We start from the raw sequence: 17,779 nt of genomic DNA on the forward strand, positions 1-17,779 counted from the left end.
CGCAACACTGTGGCCCCAGGAGACTCACAGGTCTATTGGCAGTGCCCGACCGGTGTCAACGCACATGTCGGGTAAGGGCTTTGACTTTGCCCTCTTATTAACCTCGATGACGTTTCAGCGCCGCCGGAGCCTCCTCGATCCGGTCGACCAGGACGATCCGGGACTCCATCGACCGTCCCCGCGCCAGCGCCCGCAGCAGCGGCCACGCCGGCAGCTTCTCCGTCCAGTGCGCCCGGTCCACCAGCACCATGGGCGTGGGCTCGCCGCGCGACTCGTAGTAGTTCGGCGTCGCGTTGTCGAAGATCTCCTGTACGGTCCCGGCGGCGCCCGGCAGGAACACCACCCCCGCGTTGGACCGGGCCAGCAGGCCGTCCTCGCGGGTGGCGTTGGCGAAGTACTTGGCGATGTGCGACGCGAAGGCGTTCGGCGGCTCGTGGCCGTAGAACCAAGTCGGGATGCCGACCGAGGCGCCCCCGCCCGGCCAGCGTCCGCGCACCTCGAAGGCGGCGCGCGCCCACTCGGTGACCGACGGGGTGAAGGAGGGCGCCTTGGCGAGCAGCAGCAGCGCCTCCTCCAGCATCGCGTCGCCGAACGGGGCGGCGTAGGCGCCGAGGTTGGCCGCCTCCATGGCGCCCGGTCCGCCGCCGGTCGCCACCGTGAGCCCGGCGCGCGCCAGTTCGCGCCCGAGCCGGGCGGCTCCGGCGTACTCCTCGGTGCCGCGCGCCATGGCGTGGCCGCCCATCACGCCCACCACCCGGGCGCCGACGAGGAGTTCGTCGACCGCGTCCGAGACGGAGTCGTCGTGGACGGCGCGCAGCATGGAGCCGAAGACGTCCCCGTCCGACCTGGTCCGCTGGAACCAGGCGTAGGCGAGGGCGTCCGGTGTCGCCTCGTACCCCTCGTCCAGGGACGCGAACAGTTCGCCGGGGGAGTAGACGAACGCCCGGTACGGGTCGAAGGGCAGGCCGGGCACCGGGGGGAACACCAGTGCCCCGGCGGCGCGTACGGCGGTGGCCGCGGCGGGGTCCATCGGGCAGCCGAGGAAGACGGCGCCCTCGGTGCCGACGGAGGTGAGCACCTCCGTACGGTCCGTCAGGTCGACGGCCTGCACGCGGTAGTGCGCGAGCGTGCCGTCCCGGGCGACGACCTCGTCGAACTCGGCGAGGGACTCGATCTCCCGGTCGTGCGAGGCGTGATGCGGCTGGGCGGGTATCAGATGGTCGTCCACCCGCCCATGCTAGGACCGTGAGGACGTCTGTCCGTCAGCTCTCGACGGCCGCCGGGTCCATCCAGACGACCTCCCAGGTGTGGCCGTCGAGGTCCTCGAAGGCACGGCCGTACATGAAACCGTGGTCCTGGGTCTCGCCGGTGACCCGGCCGCCGGCCGCGACGGCCTTCTCCACCAGCTCGTCCACCTTGGCGCGGCTCTCGGCGCTCAGCGCGATCAGCACCTCGCTGTGCGTCCGGGAGTCGATGATCTCCTTCTTCGTGAACACGGAGTACTTCTGCGGGGTGTGCAGCATCGCGACGATGGTGTCGCTGATCGGGAACGAGGCGGTGCTGTCGTCGCTGAACTGGGTGTTGAGCGAGTAACCGAGCTCCGTGAAGAACTTCTTCGAGGCGTCGAGGTCGTCGGTCGCCAGGTTCACGAAGATCATCTGCTGGTACATGCGGGGTCTCTCCCATCGGTGTCGTGCCGTTCGCAGGGGTAGACCGGGGGTCCCGTGTGAACTCATCGCCGATCGCGGGACTTTCTTCGATCTTTTTTCCGAGGACCCGTCACGCGTGGTTCAGCGGCAGCGCGGCCAGTTCGGCGACGGCCAGGGTCAGCGGGGCGAACAGGGCCAGCAGGGCCGCGGCGCGCAGGGCGGCGGCGGCGCGCAGCAGGCCGGCCGGCGCCCCGAGGCGCAGCAGCGCGCCGGTGGTGTCGGCGCGGGCGTGCTTGACCTCGACGGCGGCGGTCAGCAGCGTGGCGACCGAGCAGCCCCCGACGACCAGCGCGCCGAGGGCGCGCAGCGGACCGAACGACGAACCGCCCGGGGTGTACAGCACCGCCGCCGCGTACGCCGCGGAGGCCACCGCGCAGACCACGCCCAGGGGGCGGCCGATGCGGTGCGCCTCCTCCATCAGGACCCGCCCGGCCAGCAGCCGCAGGGCGCCGGGCCGGACCGCCTGGAGGAGCCGGCCGCACAGGTGGGTCAGGCCGGGCCCGGCGAGGGCCAGTCCGAGCGCGGTCAGCGCCCACCCGCCGAGCACACCGGCGCCGGTGCCCCGGGTGCCGCCGGCCATGGCCTCGACGGCGAGCCCGACGGCCAGCAGGGCGACACCCCAGGGCAGGACGGTGGTGCCGTGCCGGGGAGCGGGCGCGGACTCGGGGGCGGGCGAGGGGTCGGCGGGGCGGGCGGGAGCGGTCAGGGTGCCGCCGGTGGTGGTGGCGGGCGCGGTGGCGGCTGGGTCGGTGGTGGCGGCGGGCGCGGTGGCGGCTGGGTCGGTGGTGGTGGTGGGGTCGGTGGTGGCGGAGTCGGCCGGGTGGACCCGGGCCGGCAGGACACCGCCGGCCGTGACGTCGGCCGCGCCGTCGCCGGTCCCGGTCGCCGGACCGCCCGGCGTACCGTCGTCCGGCGCCGGGGCCGGGGCCGGGGTCCCGGGCGCCTTCGTACCGTCGGCGGCCCGTCCCGGCGCGCGGCGGGCGCCGAACCGGCCGTACGCGCCGAAGGTCTCCCGCCTCGCCAGGCCGTACGCCCCGAAGCGCCCGTACCGGCGTCCCGTGCCCTCCGCCGGTGCGGGGCGGGACTCGCGCGGGCGCCGGCTGAAGGCCACCGCCGCCGCCGCGACCGCCGGTACCAGCGCCAGCAGGGTCAGCACCGCCGGGTACGGCAGCGGCAGCCCGGCCGCGAGGGAGTCGGCGGCGGCGCCGTCGAAAGGCAGGCCCGTGAGGTCGCCGCGCAGGTGCAGGAAGACGGCGAGGGCCAGCAGGGAGCCGAGCGCGCAGGCCAGGGCCGTGGTGATCGCCGACATGGCCATCAGGCGGCCGGGGCCGATGCCGATCGCCGACAGACCGGGCCGGGGCCGGGTGACCGGGTCGGCGCGGGCGACGGCGACGGCGAGGTACACGGTGGCGGCGAGCGGCGCCGCGCACCAGGCCAGGCGCAGGGCGGAGGCGGCGGGCGCGTCCTGGTGGTTCAGCGCGTGGCCGAGGGAGCACAGCAGCAGGAACGCGGTGCCCGCCGACGCGGCCGAGACCAGCAGCCGGCGAAGCTGGACGGCGAGGTGCAGCCGGCGGCTCAGACGGAGAGCGAGCACGCGGCGCGTCCCTCCGTCCCGCCGGCCCGGACGACCGGCCCGGCGGGCCCGGACGCGACGGCTTCGGCGGCCCCGCCGGTTCCGGCGGCGCCGACGGTCCCGGATGCCTCGGCGGCCCCCACCGCCCCGGCGGCCTCCGCGGGGGGCGCCTGCGCCCCCGGGCCCCCGGACCTCCCCGACTCCTCCTCCGCGGGCAGGTGGACCGTCTGGACGCAGCGTCCGTCGAGCAGGGTGATCGCGCGGTCCGCGAGGGCGGCCGTCTCCTCGTCGTCGGTGGCGACGACGACGGTGATGCCGTGGGAGCGGGCCGCCGTGGTGAGCGTGCGCAGCACATGCGCGCGGTCGGCGCGGTGCAGCGGCGCCGTCGGCTCGTCGGCGAAGAGGACCGCCGGGGTGACGGCGAGCGCGCGGGCGATGCACACCCGCTGGCGTTCGGACTGGCGCAGTTCGTGCGGGCGGCGCCGGGCGCCGTCCCCGACGTCGAGGCGGTCCAGCCACTCCAGCGCCGCCTTCTTGGCCCGGCGCCGGCCGGTGCCGCGCAGCATCAGGGGCAGCGCGGCGTTCTCCCACGCGTTCAGCTCGGGGACCAGCACCGGCGCCGGGTCGACCCAGCCGTACCGGTCGCGGCGCAGCCGTTCGCGGGCGAGCGGGCCCATCGTGTGCACCGGCAGGCCGGTGAACCAGACCTCGCCGCGCTGCGGCCGGACCAGCCCGGCCAGGCACCGCAGCAGGGTGGTCTTGCCGCTGCCGCGGGGTCCGCCGACGGCGAGGATCTCGCCCTCGCGGACGCCGAGCGAGACGCCTTGGAGCGCGGGGGAGCCGTCGTGGTACTGGAAGTGCAGGGCGCGTGCCCGGAGCACGTCGTCGTCCGGCGGGGCCACCATGGGCGTACACCTCGGTTCTGATCCGTTTTCCCCGGCCGCTGTCCCCCTTCCGGGCCAACGACGGCCGGGCCCATCGGTCACTGAGGCACGCTAGGCAGGGCGGGCGGGGCGGAGCGGACAGCACGCGGCCCCGGGCCGCCGTTCTTCACTCGAACGGGCGGCGCCGGGGCCGGCGGACGGTCCTCCCGCGCGGACGGCACGAGGGGATGCGCGAAAGACGCGCGGAAGACGCGCCGAAGATCAGAGCTTGGTCCACGCCTCCGACAGCGTGGCGCGCAGGATCTGCTCTATCTCGTCGAAGGTCCCCTGGTCGGAGATGAGCGGCGGGGCCAACTGGACGACCGGGTCGCCGCGGTCGTCGGCCCGGCAGTACAGGCCGTTGTCGTACAGCTTCTTGGAGAGGAAGCCGTACAGGACGCGCTCGGTCTCGTCGTCGGTGAAGGTCTCCTTGGTGTCCTTGTCCTTCACCAGCTCGATGCCGTAGAAGAAGCCGTTGCCGCGGACGTCGCCGACGATCGGCAGGTCGTGGAGCTTCTCCAGGGTGGAGCGGAAGTTGGCCTCGTTGTCCAGGACGTGCTGGTTGAGGCCCTCGCGCTCGAACAGGTCGAGGTTGGCGAGGCCCACCGCGGCGGAGACCGGGTGGCCGCCGAAGGTGTAGCCGTGCAGGAAGGTGTTGTCGCCCTTGTAGAACGGCTCGGCCAGGCGGTCGGAGATGATGCAGGCGCCGATGGGGGAGTAGCCCGAGGTCATGCCCTTGGCGCAGGTGATCATGTCCGGGACGTAGCCGAACTTGTCGCAGGCGAACATCGTGCCGAGCCGGCCGAAGGCGCAGATGACCTCGTCGGAGACGAGCAGCACGTCGTACTGGTCGCAGATCTCGCGGACCCGCTGGAAGTAGCCGGGCGGGGGCGGGAAGCAGCCGCCGGCGTTCTGCACCGGCTCCAGGAAGACGGCCGCGACCGTCTCCGGGCCCTCGAAGAGGATCTGCTGCTCGATCTGGTCGGCGGCCCAGCGGCCGAACGCCTCCGGGTCGTCGCCGAAGATCGGCGCCCGGTAGATGTTGGTGTTCGGGACCTTGTGGGCGCCGGGGACCAGCGGCTCGAAGGGGGCCTTCAGGGCGGGCAGGCCGGTGATCGACAGGGCGCCCTGCGGAGTGCCGTGGTAGGCGACCGCGCGGGAGATCACCTTGTGCTTGGTGGGCTTGCCGGTCAGCTTGAAGTACTGCTTGGCGAGCTTCCAGGCGGTCTCCACCGCCTCGCCGCCGCCGGTGGTGAAGAAGACCTTGTTCAGGTCGCCCGGGGCGTGGTGGGCGAGGCGCTCGGCCAGCTCGACGGCCTTCGGGTGGGCGTAGGACCACACCGGGAAGAACGCCAGCTCCTGGGCCTGCTTGGAGGCGGTCTCGGCCAGCTCGACGCGCCCGTGGCCGGCCTGGACCACGAACAGTCCGGCGAGCCCGTCGAGGTAGCGCTTGCCCTGGTCGTCGTAGATGTAGGTGCCCTCACCCCGCACGATGGTCGGGACGGGGGCGTTCTCGTACGACGACATGCGGGTGAAGTGCATCCACAGGTGGTCGTACGCGGTCCGGCTGAGGTCCTTGGGGGTGTCGGTGCTCACGGTTATCGGGTTCCCCACATGTAGGTCTGCTTCTTGAGCTTGAGGTAGACGAAGCTCTCGGTGGAGCGCACTCCGGGGACGGCCCGGATGCGTCGGTTGATGACCTCCAGCAGGTGGTCGTCGTCCTCGCAGACGATCTCCACCATCAGGTCGAAGGAGCCCGCGGTCATCACGACGTACTCGCATTCGGACATGGCGGTCAGCGCGTCGGCGACGGACTCGACGTCGCCCTCCACGTTGACACCGACCATCGCCTGGCGGCGGAAGCCCACGGTGAGCGGGTCCGTCACGGCGACGATCTGCATCACACCCTGGTCGAGCAGCTTCTGGACGCGCTGGCGCACGGCCGCCTCGGACAGGCCGACGGCCTTGCCGATGGCGGCGTACGGCCGGCGGCCGTCCTCCTGGAGCTGTTCGATGATGGCGAGGGAGACGGCGTCCAACTGGGGCGTGTGCTGCCTGGACCGGTTGGCGTCCCTCGGTTCTGCGCTTCGACTGGCCACCTCTTCACTGTGCACGACGTCTCGACAGTTTCGCAAGACGAGATCGATGAAATCCGTTGTGTACGAGACCGAAGTCTGCGGATTTCGCAACCTGGGCGTGTCCAGGGGTGTTGAAAACGTCGGGTATCCGTCTAGGGTGGATGTCTCAGTGATTGGACACCCGAACTTGGAGGGCCGGCAGTGAGCACCGAACTGCGTCGTCTGCGCAACTACATCGACGGTGAGTTCCGGGACGCCGCCGACGGACGGACCACCGAGGTGGTCAACCCCGCCACGGGCGAGGCGTACGCGACCGCCCCGCTGTCCGGGCCGGCGGACGTGGACGCCGCGATGGCGGCGGCCGCCGCGGCCTTCCCGGCATGGCGGGACACCACCCCGGCCGAGCGGCAGAAGGCCCTCCTGAAGATCGCGGACGCGTTCGAGGAGCGCGCCGAGGAGCTGATCGCGGCCGAGGTGGAGAACACGGGCAAGCCGATCGGGCTGACCCGCACCGAGGAGATCCCGCCGATGGTGGACCAGATCCGCTTCTTCGCGGGCGCGGCGCGGATGCTGGAGGGGCGCGCGGCCGGTGAGTACATGGAGGGCCTGACCTCCATGGTCCGCCGGGAGCCGATCGGGGTCTGCGCGCAGGTCGCGCCGTGGAACTACCCGATGATGATGGCCGTGTGGAAGTTCGCGCCAGCGCTGGCGGCGGGCAACACGGTCGTCCTCAAGCCCTCGGACACCACCCCGGCCTCCACCGTCCTGATCGCCGGGATCATCGGCTCCATCCTGCCCAAGGGCGTCTTCAACGTCATCTGCGGCGACCGCGACACCGGCCGGCTGATGGTCGAGCACCCCACCCCGGCGATGGCCTCCATCACCGGTTCGGTGCGGGCCGGCATGTCGGTCGCCGAGTCGGCGTCGAAGGACCTCAAGCGGGTCCACCTGGAGCTGGGCGGCAAGGCCCCGGTCGTCGTCTTCGAGGACACCGACATCGCCAAGGCCGTCACGGGCATCGCCGAGGCGGGCTACTTCAACGCGGGCCAGGACTGTACGGCGGCCACCCGCGTGCTGGTCCACGAGTCGGTCCACGACGAGTTCGTGAGCGCGCTGGCGAAGGCGGCGGCCGAGACGAAGACCGGGCAGCCGGACGACGAGGACGTGGCGTACGGGCCGCTGAACAACCCCAACCAGCTCAAGCAGGTCGCCGGGTTCATCGAGCGGCTGCCCGCCCACGCCAAGGTCGAGGCCGGCGGTCACCAGGTCGGCGAGCGCGGCTACTTCTACGCGCCGACCGTCGTCTCCGGTCTGAAGCAGGACGACGAGATCATCCAGAACGAGGTCTTCGGCCCGGTCATCACCGTCCAGTCCTTCCGCGACGAGGACCAGGCCGTCGAGTGGGCCAACGGCGTGGAGTACGCGCTGGCGTCCTCGGTGTGGACCAAGGACCACGGCCGGGCCATGCGGATGTCCAAGAAGCTGGACTTCGGCTGCGTCTGGATCAACACGCACATCCCGCTGGTCGCGGAGATGCCGCACGGCGGCTTCAAGAAGTCCGGCTACGGCAAGGACCTCTCCGCGTACGGCTTCGACGACTACACGCGGATCAAGCACGTGATGACCTCGCTGGACGGCTGAGGTCCCGGCAGCGGGGCGGCTCCGCCGCTCATGGTGCCCTGGAGCGCAATGTTTTGAACGTGTTCAAGAACTGCGCGTAGGGTGTCGCCATGAGCGACAGAGCCGCCCTGCTCAAGGGCATCCGCGCCTGGCTGGTCTTCTTCGTCGTCTGCCTGGTGCTCAGCGGCGCCACGGCCTTCCCCCTGGTGCACGAACTGCGCTGGACCGAGGACCTGCTGCGGTCCCTGTCCGGGCCGGAGCACCTGCCCGCGCTCATGGACTGGATCGAGCGCGTCCGGCTCGGCCTCGACGAGACCGACGCCGAGCACCCCTTCCTGCTCTACGGCACCGACTGGCTGGCCTTCGCCCACCTCGTGATCGCGGTCGCCTTCTACGGCCCCTACCGCGATCCGGTCCGCAACATCTGGGTCGTGGAGTTCGGGATGATCGCCTGCGCCGGCATCATTCCGCTCGCCCTGATCTGCGGTCCGATCCGCGGCATCCCCTTCTGGTGGTCGGTGATCGACATGTCGTTCGGCGTCTTCGGGGTGATCCCGCTCCTCGTCCTCCGGCGCAGGATCAAGCGCCTGGAGGCGCTCACCGCGCCCGGGGCCCGGCTTCCGGCCGCCGCCGCGCCCGCCCAGGGATGACCGGCCTCGACGGCCGGGCGGTGCGGGGCCGGCCGGCGGGTCAGGCGGTGCGGCGCAGGGTGTGCAGGACGTCGACCCGGTTGGTGGTGATCGAGTCGACGCCCATCGCGAGGAGGCGGCGCATGCTGCGGCGGGTGTCGGGGGTCCAGACGGAGACCAGCCGGCCGTCCCGGTGGACGCGGTCCACCAGGGCCCGGTCGACCAGGGAGAAGCGGTAGTTGAGCCAGCGCGGGCCGATCGCGTCGAGCAGCGCGGGCCGGGGCGGCGCCAGGGACGTCCAGGTCAGCGCGATCTCGGCCGCCGGGTCGGCGGCGCGCACGGCGAGCATGGCGGCGGCGCCCGCGCAGTAGTACACGCGGCCGGCCGCCCCGCACTCCCGCACCACGTCCACGATCCGCCGCACCGCCCCGGCGCCGGGGGTGCCGGGGAGGTCCAGCATCACCCGGTGGCCCTCGGTCGCCGCGAGCGCCTCGGCCAGGGTCGGCACCCGGCCGTCCGTCAGCCCGCGCACCTCGTCCGCCGACAGGGCGGCCAGCGGACGGTCCCGATCCCACAGGCGCTTGAGTGTCGCGTCGTGCAGCAGCACGGGCACGCCGTCCCGCGTCAGCCGTACGTCCGTCTCGACGGCGTCCGCGCCGCGGCCGAGCGCGGAGCGCAGCGAGTCGAGCGTGTTCTCACGGAACCGGTAGGGATCGCCGCGGTGGGCCACGGCGGTCACGGCGGTTGCGGCGGGCACGGTGGGCACGGCGGGCTCGGTGGGTACGGCGGGCACGGTGGTCATGGGGATCGGGCCTCCGGCGGGCGGGTCAGGGGGCGAGCCAGGTCGTGGTGTACGCGTCGATCTCGTCCCTGATCCGGGTCTTGCCCGGCTCGTCGAGGAAGGACGCGTCCACCGCGTTCTTCGCCAGGTCGGCCAGCCCGCGCTCGTCGAGGCCGAGCAGGCGGGCGGCGACGGCGTACTCGTTGTTGAGGTCGGTGCCGAACATCGGCGGGTCGTCGGAGTTGATCGTCACCAGCACACCGGCCCGCGTGAACTCCTTTATCGGGTGCTCGTCCAGGGTGGCGACCGCGCGGGTGGCGATGTTGGAGGTCGGGCACACCTCCAGCGGGATGCGGTGCTCGGCGAGGTGCGCGAGCAGTTCGGGGTCCCGCGCGGAACTGGTGCCGTGCCCGATGCGCTCGGCCCGCAGGTGGGTGAGCGCGTCCCACACCGTCTCCGGCCCGGTGGTCTCACCGGCGTGCGGCACGGAGTGCAGCCCGGCGGCGACGGCCCGGTCGAAGTACGGCTTGAACTGCGGGCGCGGCACGCCGATCTCCGGCCCGCCGAGCCCGAAGGAGACCAGGCCCTCCGGGCGCAGCCGGTCGTCGGTGGCCAGCCGGGTCGTCTCCTCGGCGGACTCCAGCCCCGCCTCGCCCGGAATGTCGAAGCACCAGCGCAGCACGGTCCCGAACTCGGCCTCGGCCGCCTTCCTGGCGTCCTCGATCGCGCCCATGAACGCGCCCGCGTCGATACCGCGCCGCACCGAGGAGTACGGCGTGATGGTCAGCTCCGCGTACCGCACCTGCTGCCGGGCCAGTTCCCGCGCCACCTCGTACGTCAGCAGCCGGACGTCGTCCGGGGTGCGGATCAGGTCGACGACGGACAGGTACACCTGGATGAAGTGGGCGAAGTCCGTGAACGTGAAGTAGTCGGCCAGCGCCTCGGGGTCGCTGGGGACCTTGGAGTCCGGGTGGCGGGCGGCCAGCTCGGACACGATCCGCGGGGAGGCGGAACCGACGTGGTGGACGTGCAGTTCGGCCTTCGGCAGGCCGGCGATGAAAGCGTGCAGGTCGCGCGGTACGTCGGCGTCGACGAGGTGCTCGGTCAAGGGTTCCTCCCCGGAACGGCGTCCCCGGCCCGGCGGGTGCCGGCGGGACGCGGGTGATCGGCTGATCGGTGACTCGGGATCATCGTAGGCCGGGGGCCGCCGGGGCCGGGACGCGCCGTAGCATGACGGCACGTTCGACAGAGGGGAACCCGCGCATGTCCGACGACGCGCAGACGCCGGAGGCCGCTGGGCACGGCGGGGGACAGGGAGACGCGGGCGGGACGCCCTCCGGGTCCGGCGACGGCAACCCCTTCGCGCCGCCGGGTGCCTCCGCCTACGGTGACGGCGATCCGTACGCCCCGCCGAGTCCCTCCGGGCTCGGGCACGGCAACCCGTACGCCCCGCCCGGCCCTTCCGTCTCCGGTCACGGCAACCCCTTCGCCGCCCCCGGCCCCTCCGCTCCCCACCACACGAACCCCTTCGCCGCCCCCGGCCCCGCCCCGCACGGCGGCCCCGTTCCGCCGCCGCCCATGGCGCCGGGTGGTCCCGGGCAGGTGCCGTACGGCTACCCGGGCGGTTACGGGCATCCGGGTCCCGTCCAGCTTCCGGGTCCCTACGGCTGGCCCGGTGCGGTGCCGCTGCCCAGCAACGGGATCGGCACCGCGGGCATGGTCCTGGGCATCGTCGCGGCCATCGGCTTCTGTCTGTGGCCGCTGGCCATCCTGGCCGGCGTCCTGGGCGTCGTCCTCAGCGTGATCGGCCGCGGCAAGGCCCGCCGGGGCGAGGCCACCAACGGGGGCCAGGCCCTGGCCGGCATCATCTGCGGAGCGGTGGGCACGGCCCTGGGCATCGGCCTCGGCGTCCTGATCATCGCGACGTAGTCCCGGCCCCGGCGGGCCACCGCCTCACGGCATGACCCGGGCGGACCAGGCGCCCGTTCCGCGCAGCGCCCCGGCCCGCAGTCGCGCCCGCGCCTCCATCAGGGCGAACCCGAGCAGGTTCGCGCCCCGCCAGCGCCGCGGGTCGGCCGCCGCCTCGTCGTCCGCGGCCAGGCCGATGCCCCACACCGGGTCCACGGGACTGGCCTCCACCAGGACCCGGTCGCCCGTCCCCAGCAGGAACTCCCGCAGCGCGGTGTCCACCACGAACTTGTGCACGCTGCCCTCGGCGACGATCCCGAAGCGCTCCCGCGCCCATATCGCCTCGTCGAAGCCGGAGACCAGCCGGCCCGCCGTCTTCGCCTCGGCGGGATGGCCCGCCGCCAGCACCCGGCGCTCCGCCTCCGCGTCCCGGAACAGCCGGGCCTTGGCCGCCATCATCCAGTGCTCGGCCGTCGCGTACTCCACCCCGTCCACCGTGAACGGCGACGGCCACCACTGACTGAGGCAGCTCGGCCCGACCCGGCCGTCCGGGCGCGGGCGGTGGCCCCAGAAGTACAAGTACTTGACGCGTGTGCCCGCCCGGACCGCGTCGATCAGCGCTTCCCTGCCGCCGATCGCCCCCGTGATCTGTCCCATGCACGCCACTCTCGCACGCGCCACTGACACTCCGTCCGGCCTTTTCCCGCGCGACTCGACACCTGGTCGACAGATTCCGTCGCGTAACCAAAAGGCAACAACGGAATCACTTGTTGGGGGTCTAGTGCTCTGTCAGGATCGGCACTCACATCGAGCCCGAGCCACGCCGGACCCCCATTTACGGGGACACCGAGGAGAGCCGCCATGCACCATCCCGGCAACGCCCCCCAGGACCGCTTCGCGGACGGGGCCCTCTACATCGCGGGCCGTCTCACGCGGGGCACCTCCGGCCGTACGCACACCGTCGTCGACCCGGCCACCGGCGCGGAGGTCCTCACCTACGCACTGGCCGGCACCGAGGACGTCGACGCCGCCGTCGCCGCCGCGCGGGCCGCGTTCCCCGGGTGGGCCGGGGCCACTCCGGGTGAACGCTCCGACGCCCTGCACCGGTTCGCCGCCGTCCTCGCCGGGCAGGCCGAGGAACTGGCCCGCGCCGAGTCCCTCCAGTGCGGCAAACCGCTCAAGCTCACCCGCGGGTTCGACGTGCCGGGCACCGTCGACAACACGGCCTTCTTCGCCGGTGCCGCCCGTCACCTCCAAGGGCAGTCGGCCGGCGAGTACTCCGGCGACCACACCTCGTACGTGCGCCGCGAACCCATCGGTGTGGTCGGCTCCATCGCGCCCTGGAACTATCCGCTCCAGATGGCCGCCTGGAAGATCCTCCCGGCGATCGCCGCGGGCAACACCATCGTGCTGAAGCCCGCCGAGATCACCCCGCTGACCTCGCTGATGTTCGCGCAGGCCGCGACCGAGGCCGGTATCCCCGACGGTGTGATCAACATCGTCAGCGGCACCGGGCGGGAGGCCGGCGAGCACCTCGTCGGCCACCCGGACGTGGCGATGACCTCCTTCACCGGCTCCACCGCCGTCGGCAGGCGGGTCGCCGAGGTCGCCACCGCCACGGTCAAGAAGCTGCACCTGGAACTCGGCGGCAAGGCCCCCTTCGTCGTCTTCGACGACGCCGACCTGGAGGCAGCCGTCCACGGCGCGGTCGCCGGCGCCCTCATCAACAGCGGCCAGGACTGCACGGCCGCCACGCGCGCCTACGTACAGCGTCCCCTGTACGAGGCGTTCGTCGAGCGGACGGCCGCGCTGATGGAGACCGTGCGGGTCGGCGACCCGTTCGCGCCGGACACCGACCTCGGGCCGCTGGTCAGCCACGCGCAGCGGGACCGCGTCGCCGCCTTCGTCGGCCGGGCGCGCTCCTGCGCACGCGTGGTGACCGGCGGCGAGGCCCCCGGCGGCGACCTGGCGGCGGGCGCCTACTACCGGCCCACCCTGGTCACCGGCGCCGCCCAGGACAGCGAGATCGTCCAGTCGGAGATCTTCGGCCCGGTCCTGGTCGTGCTGCCCTTCGGCAGCGACGAGGAGGGCCTCCGGCTCGCCGACGACACCCCGTACGGGCTCGCCGCCTCCGCCTGGACCCGGGACGTGTACCGGGCGAACCGGGCCACCCGCGAGATCAAGGCGGGCTGTGTCTGGGTCAACGACCACATCCCGATCATCAGCGAGATGCCGCACGGCGGCTACCAGGCGTCCGGCTACGGCAAGGACATGTCAACGTACTCCTTCGAGGAGTACACCCAGATCAAACACGTCATGTTCGACAACACCGCGGTCGCCGCGAAGGACTGGCACCGCACCGTCTTCGGGGACCGATAGCCATCACCACAGGCCGCCGACCACGGCCGACCCACCCGAAAGGGCATCACGCGCATGGAGCAGTACGAGCCCGACCGTCTCACCCCGGTCCAAGTGGCCGCCATGCGGCGCAGCCTGCGCAGCGGCCGGGCCGCCCTGACCCGCCGGTCGCTGCTGCGCGCGTCCGCCGGCGGCGCGCTCGCGGCCGGCGCCCTGGGCACCCTGAGCGGCTGCGGCATCCCCGCCGCCGGCCGGCCGGGGGGCGGCACGGCCGCCGAGGACCACTCGGCGAAGGAGAAGGAGGTCGCCTTCTCCAACTGGACCGAGTACATGGACGTCGACGAGAGCGGCAAACGGCATCCGACCCTGGACGCCTTCACCGAGCGCACCGGCATCCGCGTCAAGTACACCGAGGACATCAACGACAACAACGAGTTCTTCGGCAAGATCAAGCCGCAGTTGGCCGCCGGCCAGGAGACCGGCCGGGACCTGATCGTCCTCACCGACTGGCTGGCCGGCCGCCTCATCCGCCTCGGGTGGGTCCAGAAACTGGACCCGGCCCGTCTGCCGCACGCCTACGCCAACCTCTCGCCCCAGTTCCGCACCCCCGACTGGGACCCCGGCCGCGCCTACTCGTATCCCTGGCAGGGGATCTCCACCGTCATCGCCTACAACAAGAAGGCGCTCGACGGGGTGGAGGTGACCTCCCTCTCCGACCTGCTGGACAACCCGAAGCTCAAGGGCCGGGTCGGGCTGCTCACCGAGATGCGCGACACCGTCGGCATGACGCTGCTCGACATGGACAAGGACCCGGGCCGCTTCACCGACGACGACTACGACGCGGCGATCGCCCGGGTGCAACGGGCCGTCGACAAGGGCCAGATCCGCCGGTTCACCGGCAACGACTACACCTCCGACCTCAGCAAGGGCGACCTCGCGGCCTGCCTCGCCTGGGCCGGTGACGTGGTCCAGCTCAAGGCGGACAGCCCGGACGTCGACTTCCTCGTCCCCGACAGCGGCTACATCACCTCCAGCGACAACCTGCTGGTCCCCAACAAGGCCCGGCACAAGGCCAACGCAGAACGGCTCATCGACTACTACTACGAGCCGGGGGCCGCCGCCCGGCTCGCCGCCTACATCAACTACGTCTGTCCCGTCGACGGAGTGAAGGACGAACTCGCGAAGATCGACCCGGACGCGGCGGAGAATCCGCTGATCATTCCCGACAAGGCCATGCAGGCCGGGTCCCGTGCCTTCCGTTCGCTCAGCTCGAAGGAAGAAACGGCCTGCGAAGGCAAGTTCGCCAAGCTCACAGGGGCGTGACCACCATGACCGACGGCACCGGCGGCGACGTCCGCCTCACCGGGACAGGCAAGACCTACGGCTCCTTCACCGCCGTGCACCCGCTCGACCTGACCGTGCCGCAGGGCTCCTTCTTCGCCCTGCTCGGCGCCTCCGGCTGCGGCAAGACGACCACCCTGCGCATGATCGCCGGACTGGAGGAGCCCTCCACCGGGACGGTCCACCTCGGCGACCAGGACGTCACCCGGCTGCCGCCCTACAAGCGGCCGGTGAACACCGTCTTCCAGTCCTACGCCCTCTTCCCGCACCTCGACATCTTCGAGAACGTCGCCTTCGGCCTGCGCCGCCGCGGCATCAGGAGCGTGAAGAAGCAGGTCGAGGAGATGCTCGACCTGGTGCAGCTCGGCGAGCAGGCCCGCAAGCGGCCGCACCAGCTCTCCGGCGGCCAGCAGCAGCGCGTCGCCCTCGCCCGCGCGCTGATCAACCACCCCAGGGTGCTGCTCCTCGACGAACCGCTGGGCGCCCTCGACCTGAAGCTGCGCCGCCAGATGCAGTTGGAGCTCAAGCGCATCCAGACCGAGGTCGGCATCACCTTCGTGCACGTCACCCACGACCAGGAGGAGGCCATGACCATGGCCGACCAGGTCGCGGTGATGAACGCGGGCCGCGTCGAGCAGCTCGGCACCCCCGCCGACCTGTACGAGAACCCGCGCACCACCTTCGTCGCCAACTTCCTCGGCACCTCCAACTTCATCGAGGCGGAGATCGACAGCACCGGCGGCACCGACCTCGTGCTCCGGGCCGGCGGCGGCAAGCTGGTCCTGCCCGGACAGCGGTGCGGGGCGCCCGTCACGGCCGGCGGCAGGGTGCTGGTCGGCGTCCGCCCGGAGAAGGTCTCCCTCACCCACGCCGACGACGCCGGCACCGTCCCCGAGGGCCGCAACCGCATCACCGGCACCATCGCCGACGCCGCCTTCATCGGCGTCTCCACCCAGTACGTCGTCGACAGCCCCGTCTGCCAGGAGTTCGCCGTCTACGTCCAGAACGTCGACCGCGACCCCCGGCTCGTGCCCGGTGCCGAGGTCGTCCTGCACTGGAGCCCGGCCCACACCTTCGGCCTGGACGCCGCCCAGGACGCCGGCGCCGGGGTGGAGGAGGCCGCCTGATGACCACGCTCACCGAGGCGCCACCGCCGCTGACCCCGACCGCGCCGGAGCGCAGGCCCCCGCGCCGCCGCGGGCGCCTCACACCGTACTGGCTGCTGCTGCCCGGCCTGCTCTGGCTGGTCGTCTTCTTCGCGCTGCCGATGATCTACCAGGCGTCCACCTCCGTGCAGACCGGCTCCCTGGAGGAGGGCTACAAGGTCACCTGGCACTTCGCCACCTACTGGGACGCCCTCACCGCGTACTGGCCGCAGTTCCTGCGCTCGGTCGCCTACGCCGCCGCCGCGACCGTGCTGTGCCTGGTGCTGGGCTATCCCCTGGCGTACCTGATCGCGTTCCGGGCGGGCCGCTGGCGGAACCTGATCATGATCCTGGTGATCGCGCCGTTCTTCACCAGCTTCCTGATCCGCACCCTCGCCTGGAAGACGATCCTCGCCGACGGCGGCCCGGTCGTCGGCGCGCTGAACACCCTGCACGTCCTGGACGTCACGAGCTGGCTCGGCTGGACGGCCGGCGACCGGGTGCTGGCCACCCCGCTGGCGGTGGTCTGCGGACTGACGTACAACTTCCTGCCGTTCATGATCCTGCCGCTCTACACCTCCCTGGAGCGCATCGACGGACGGCTGCACGAGGCGGCGGGCGACCTGTACGCCAGGCCCCTCACCACCTTCCGCAGGGTCACCTTCCCGCTGTCGATGCCGGGGGTCGTCTCCGGCACGCTGCTGACCTTCATCCCGGCCACCGGCGACTACGTCAACGCCGACCTGCTCGGCTCCACCGACACCCGCATGGTCGGCAACGTGATCCAGACCCAGTTCCTGCGCGTCCTGGACTATCCGACGGCCGCGGCCCTGTCGTTCATCCTGATGGCCGCGATCCTCGTCATGGTCACGGTCTACATCCGCAAGTCCGGCACGGAGGATCTGGTGTAAATGGCCTTCGTCACCTGGTTCAAGCGCAATCTGGTCGTCATCGCCGGACTGCTGACGCTCGCTTATCTGCTCCTGCCGAACGTCGTCGTCACGGTGTTCTCCTTCAACAGACCGGTCGGTCGTTTCAATTACGCCTGGCAGGAATTCTCGGCCGACGCCTGGAAGGACCCGTGCGGGGTCGCCGACCTGTGCGGCTCGCTCTCGCTGAGCCTGCGGATCGCCTTCTGGGCGACGCTCGGCGCCACCGCCCTCGGCACCGCGATCGCCTTCGCCCTGGTCCGCTACCGCTTCCGCGCACGCGGCGCCGTCAACTCGCTGATCTTCCTGCCGATGGCGATGCCCGAGGTCGTCATGGCCGCCTCGCTGCTCACCCTGTTCCTCAACATGGGTGCTCAGTTGGGATTCTGGACGATCCTGATCGCCCACATCATGTTCTGCCTCAGCTTCGTCGTGACGGCCGTGAAGGCGCGCGTGATGTCGATGGACCCCAGGCTGGAGCAGGCGGCCCAGGACCTCTACGCCGGGCCCTTGCAGACCTTCCTGCGGGTGACCCTGCCGATCGCGGCCCCGGGCATCGGGGCGGGGGCGCTGCTCGCCTTCGCGCTCTCCTTCGACGACTTCATCATCACCAATTTCACCGCGGGCTCCACGGTCACCTTCCCCATGTTCGTGTGGGGCTCGGCCCAGCGTGGAACACCCGTGCAGATCAATGTCATCGGCACGGCCATGTTCGCCGTCGCCGTGCTGTTCGTGCTCCTCTCGATGGCCATCGGCAGCCGCCGCACCAAGTCCGGGGCGTGATC

General features: G+C 71.9%; 17 protein-coding genes. 8 read left to right on the forward strand and 9 right to left on the reverse strand.

Going from position 1 to position 17,779, the window contains the following annotated elements; genetic code table 11:
• Positions 1-97: 97 nt before the first annotated feature.
• The 6 genes from ACFY32_RS21300 to ACFY32_RS21325 all read right to left on the reverse strand — a co-directional run bounded on the left by ACFY32_RS21300 (position 98) and on the right by ACFY32_RS21325 (position 6,319).
• A complete protein-coding gene (locus ACFY32_RS21300; RefSeq protein WP_390674952.1) occupies positions 98-1,228 on the reverse strand; it encodes an LOG family protein in 1,131 nt (376 codons plus the stop codon).
• 34 nt (positions 1,229-1,262) lie between these two features.
• On the reverse strand, positions 1,263-1,670 hold the full coding sequence (locus ACFY32_RS21305) for a VOC family protein (RefSeq protein ID WP_359193439.1): 408 nt from the start codon (positions 1,668-1,670) through the stop codon (positions 1,263-1,265).
• Between the two features lie 109 nt (positions 1,671-1,779).
• Entirely contained in the window at positions 1,780-3,303 is a 1,524-nt protein-coding gene (locus tag ACFY32_RS21310; protein WP_390674953.1) for a hypothetical protein, read from the reverse strand.
• Positions 3,285-4,187 carry an ABC transporter ATP-binding protein gene (locus tag ACFY32_RS21315; RefSeq protein WP_390674954.1) on the reverse strand — a complete coding sequence of 301 codons (903 nt, stop codon included), beginning with the start codon at positions 4,185-4,187 and terminating at the stop codon, positions 3,285-3,287. Before ACFY32_RS21315 ends, ACFY32_RS21310 begins: the two co-directional genes overlap by 19 nt.
• A gap of 240 nt (positions 4,188-4,427) precedes the next feature.
• Entirely contained in the window at positions 4,428-5,819 is a 1,392-nt protein-coding gene (locus ACFY32_RS21320) for an aspartate aminotransferase family protein (RefSeq protein ID WP_359193430.1), read from the reverse strand.
• Positions 5,804-6,319 carry an Lrp/AsnC family transcriptional regulator gene (locus ACFY32_RS21325; RefSeq protein WP_359193427.1) on the reverse strand — a complete coding sequence of 172 codons (516 nt, stop codon included), beginning with the start codon at positions 6,317-6,319 and terminating at the stop codon, positions 5,804-5,806. The genes ACFY32_RS21320 and ACFY32_RS21325 overlap by 16 nt, the downstream gene beginning before the upstream one ends.
• 165 nt (positions 6,320-6,484) lie before the next feature.
• On the opposite strand from ACFY32_RS21325, the gene ACFY32_RS21330 reads away from it, so the two are divergent.
• Both ACFY32_RS21330 and ACFY32_RS21335 read left to right on the forward strand, forming a co-directional pair.
• Positions 6,485-7,924 (forward strand): gamma-aminobutyraldehyde dehydrogenase, encoded by a 1,440-nt coding sequence (locus ACFY32_RS21330; protein WP_359193425.1) that lies wholly within the window; start codon positions 6,485-6,487, stop codon positions 7,922-7,924.
• 89 nt (positions 7,925-8,013) lie between these two features.
• Entirely contained in the window at positions 8,014-8,553 is a 540-nt protein-coding gene (locus ACFY32_RS21335) for a hypothetical protein (protein WP_390674955.1), read from the forward strand.
• Between the two features lie 40 nt (positions 8,554-8,593).
• Here ACFY32_RS21335 and ACFY32_RS21340 read toward each other — a convergent pair whose 3' ends face one another.
• Complete coding sequence (locus tag ACFY32_RS21340) at positions 8,594-9,334, reverse strand: glycerophosphodiester phosphodiesterase (RefSeq protein ID WP_390674956.1); 741 nt, start codon at positions 9,332-9,334, stop codon at positions 8,594-8,596.
• Between the two features lie 25 nt (positions 9,335-9,359).
• Positions 9,360-10,421, reverse strand: a complete 1,062-nt coding sequence (locus ACFY32_RS21345) for an adenosine deaminase (RefSeq protein ID WP_390674957.1) — start codon at positions 10,419-10,421, stop codon at positions 9,360-9,362.
• A 155-nt stretch (positions 10,422-10,576) separates the two neighbouring features.
• On the opposite strand from ACFY32_RS21345, the gene ACFY32_RS21350 reads away from it, so the two are divergent.
• Positions 10,577-11,242 carry a hypothetical protein gene (locus ACFY32_RS21350; protein WP_390674958.1) on the forward strand — a complete coding sequence of 222 codons (666 nt, stop codon included), beginning with the start codon at positions 10,577-10,579 and terminating at the stop codon, positions 11,240-11,242.
• A gap of 24 nt (positions 11,243-11,266) precedes the next feature.
• Here ACFY32_RS21350 and ACFY32_RS21355 read toward each other — a convergent pair whose 3' ends face one another.
• On the reverse strand, positions 11,267-11,878 hold the full coding sequence (locus tag ACFY32_RS21355; RefSeq protein WP_359193410.1) for an NADAR family protein: 612 nt from the start codon (positions 11,876-11,878) through the stop codon (positions 11,267-11,269).
• 204 nt (positions 11,879-12,082) lie between these two features.
• Here ACFY32_RS21355 and ACFY32_RS21360 point away from each other — a divergent pair, with 204 nt between their 5' ends.
• From ACFY32_RS21360 to ACFY32_RS21380, 5 genes are read left to right on the forward strand one after another with little or no spacing between them, the layout of a single operon-like run.
• On the forward strand, positions 12,083-13,600 hold the full coding sequence (locus ACFY32_RS21360) for a gamma-aminobutyraldehyde dehydrogenase (protein ID WP_390674959.1): 1,518 nt from the start codon (positions 12,083-12,085) through the stop codon (positions 13,598-13,600).
• A gap of 54 nt (positions 13,601-13,654) precedes the next feature.
• On the forward strand, positions 13,655-14,902 hold the full coding sequence (locus ACFY32_RS21365) for a spermidine/putrescine ABC transporter substrate-binding protein (RefSeq protein ID WP_390674960.1): 1,248 nt from the start codon (positions 13,655-13,657) through the stop codon (positions 14,900-14,902).
• 5 nt (positions 14,903-14,907) lie between these two features.
• A complete protein-coding gene (locus tag ACFY32_RS21370; protein WP_390674971.1) occupies positions 14,908-16,047 on the forward strand; it encodes an ABC transporter ATP-binding protein in 1,140 nt (379 codons plus the stop codon).
• A complete protein-coding gene (locus ACFY32_RS21375) occupies positions 16,047-16,976 on the forward strand; it encodes an ABC transporter permease (RefSeq protein ID WP_359193399.1) in 930 nt (309 codons plus the stop codon). The genes ACFY32_RS21370 and ACFY32_RS21375 overlap by 1 nt, the downstream gene beginning before the upstream one ends.
• A complete protein-coding gene (locus ACFY32_RS21380) occupies positions 16,977-17,777 on the forward strand; it encodes an ABC transporter permease (protein ID WP_359193397.1) in 801 nt (266 codons plus the stop codon).
• Positions 17,778-17,779 lie beyond the last annotated feature (2 nt).

This window comes from Streptomyces sp. NPDC000134 (genome assembly GCF_042899225.1).
GTDB lineage: Bacteria > Actinomycetota > Actinomycetes > Streptomycetales > Streptomycetaceae > Streptomyces.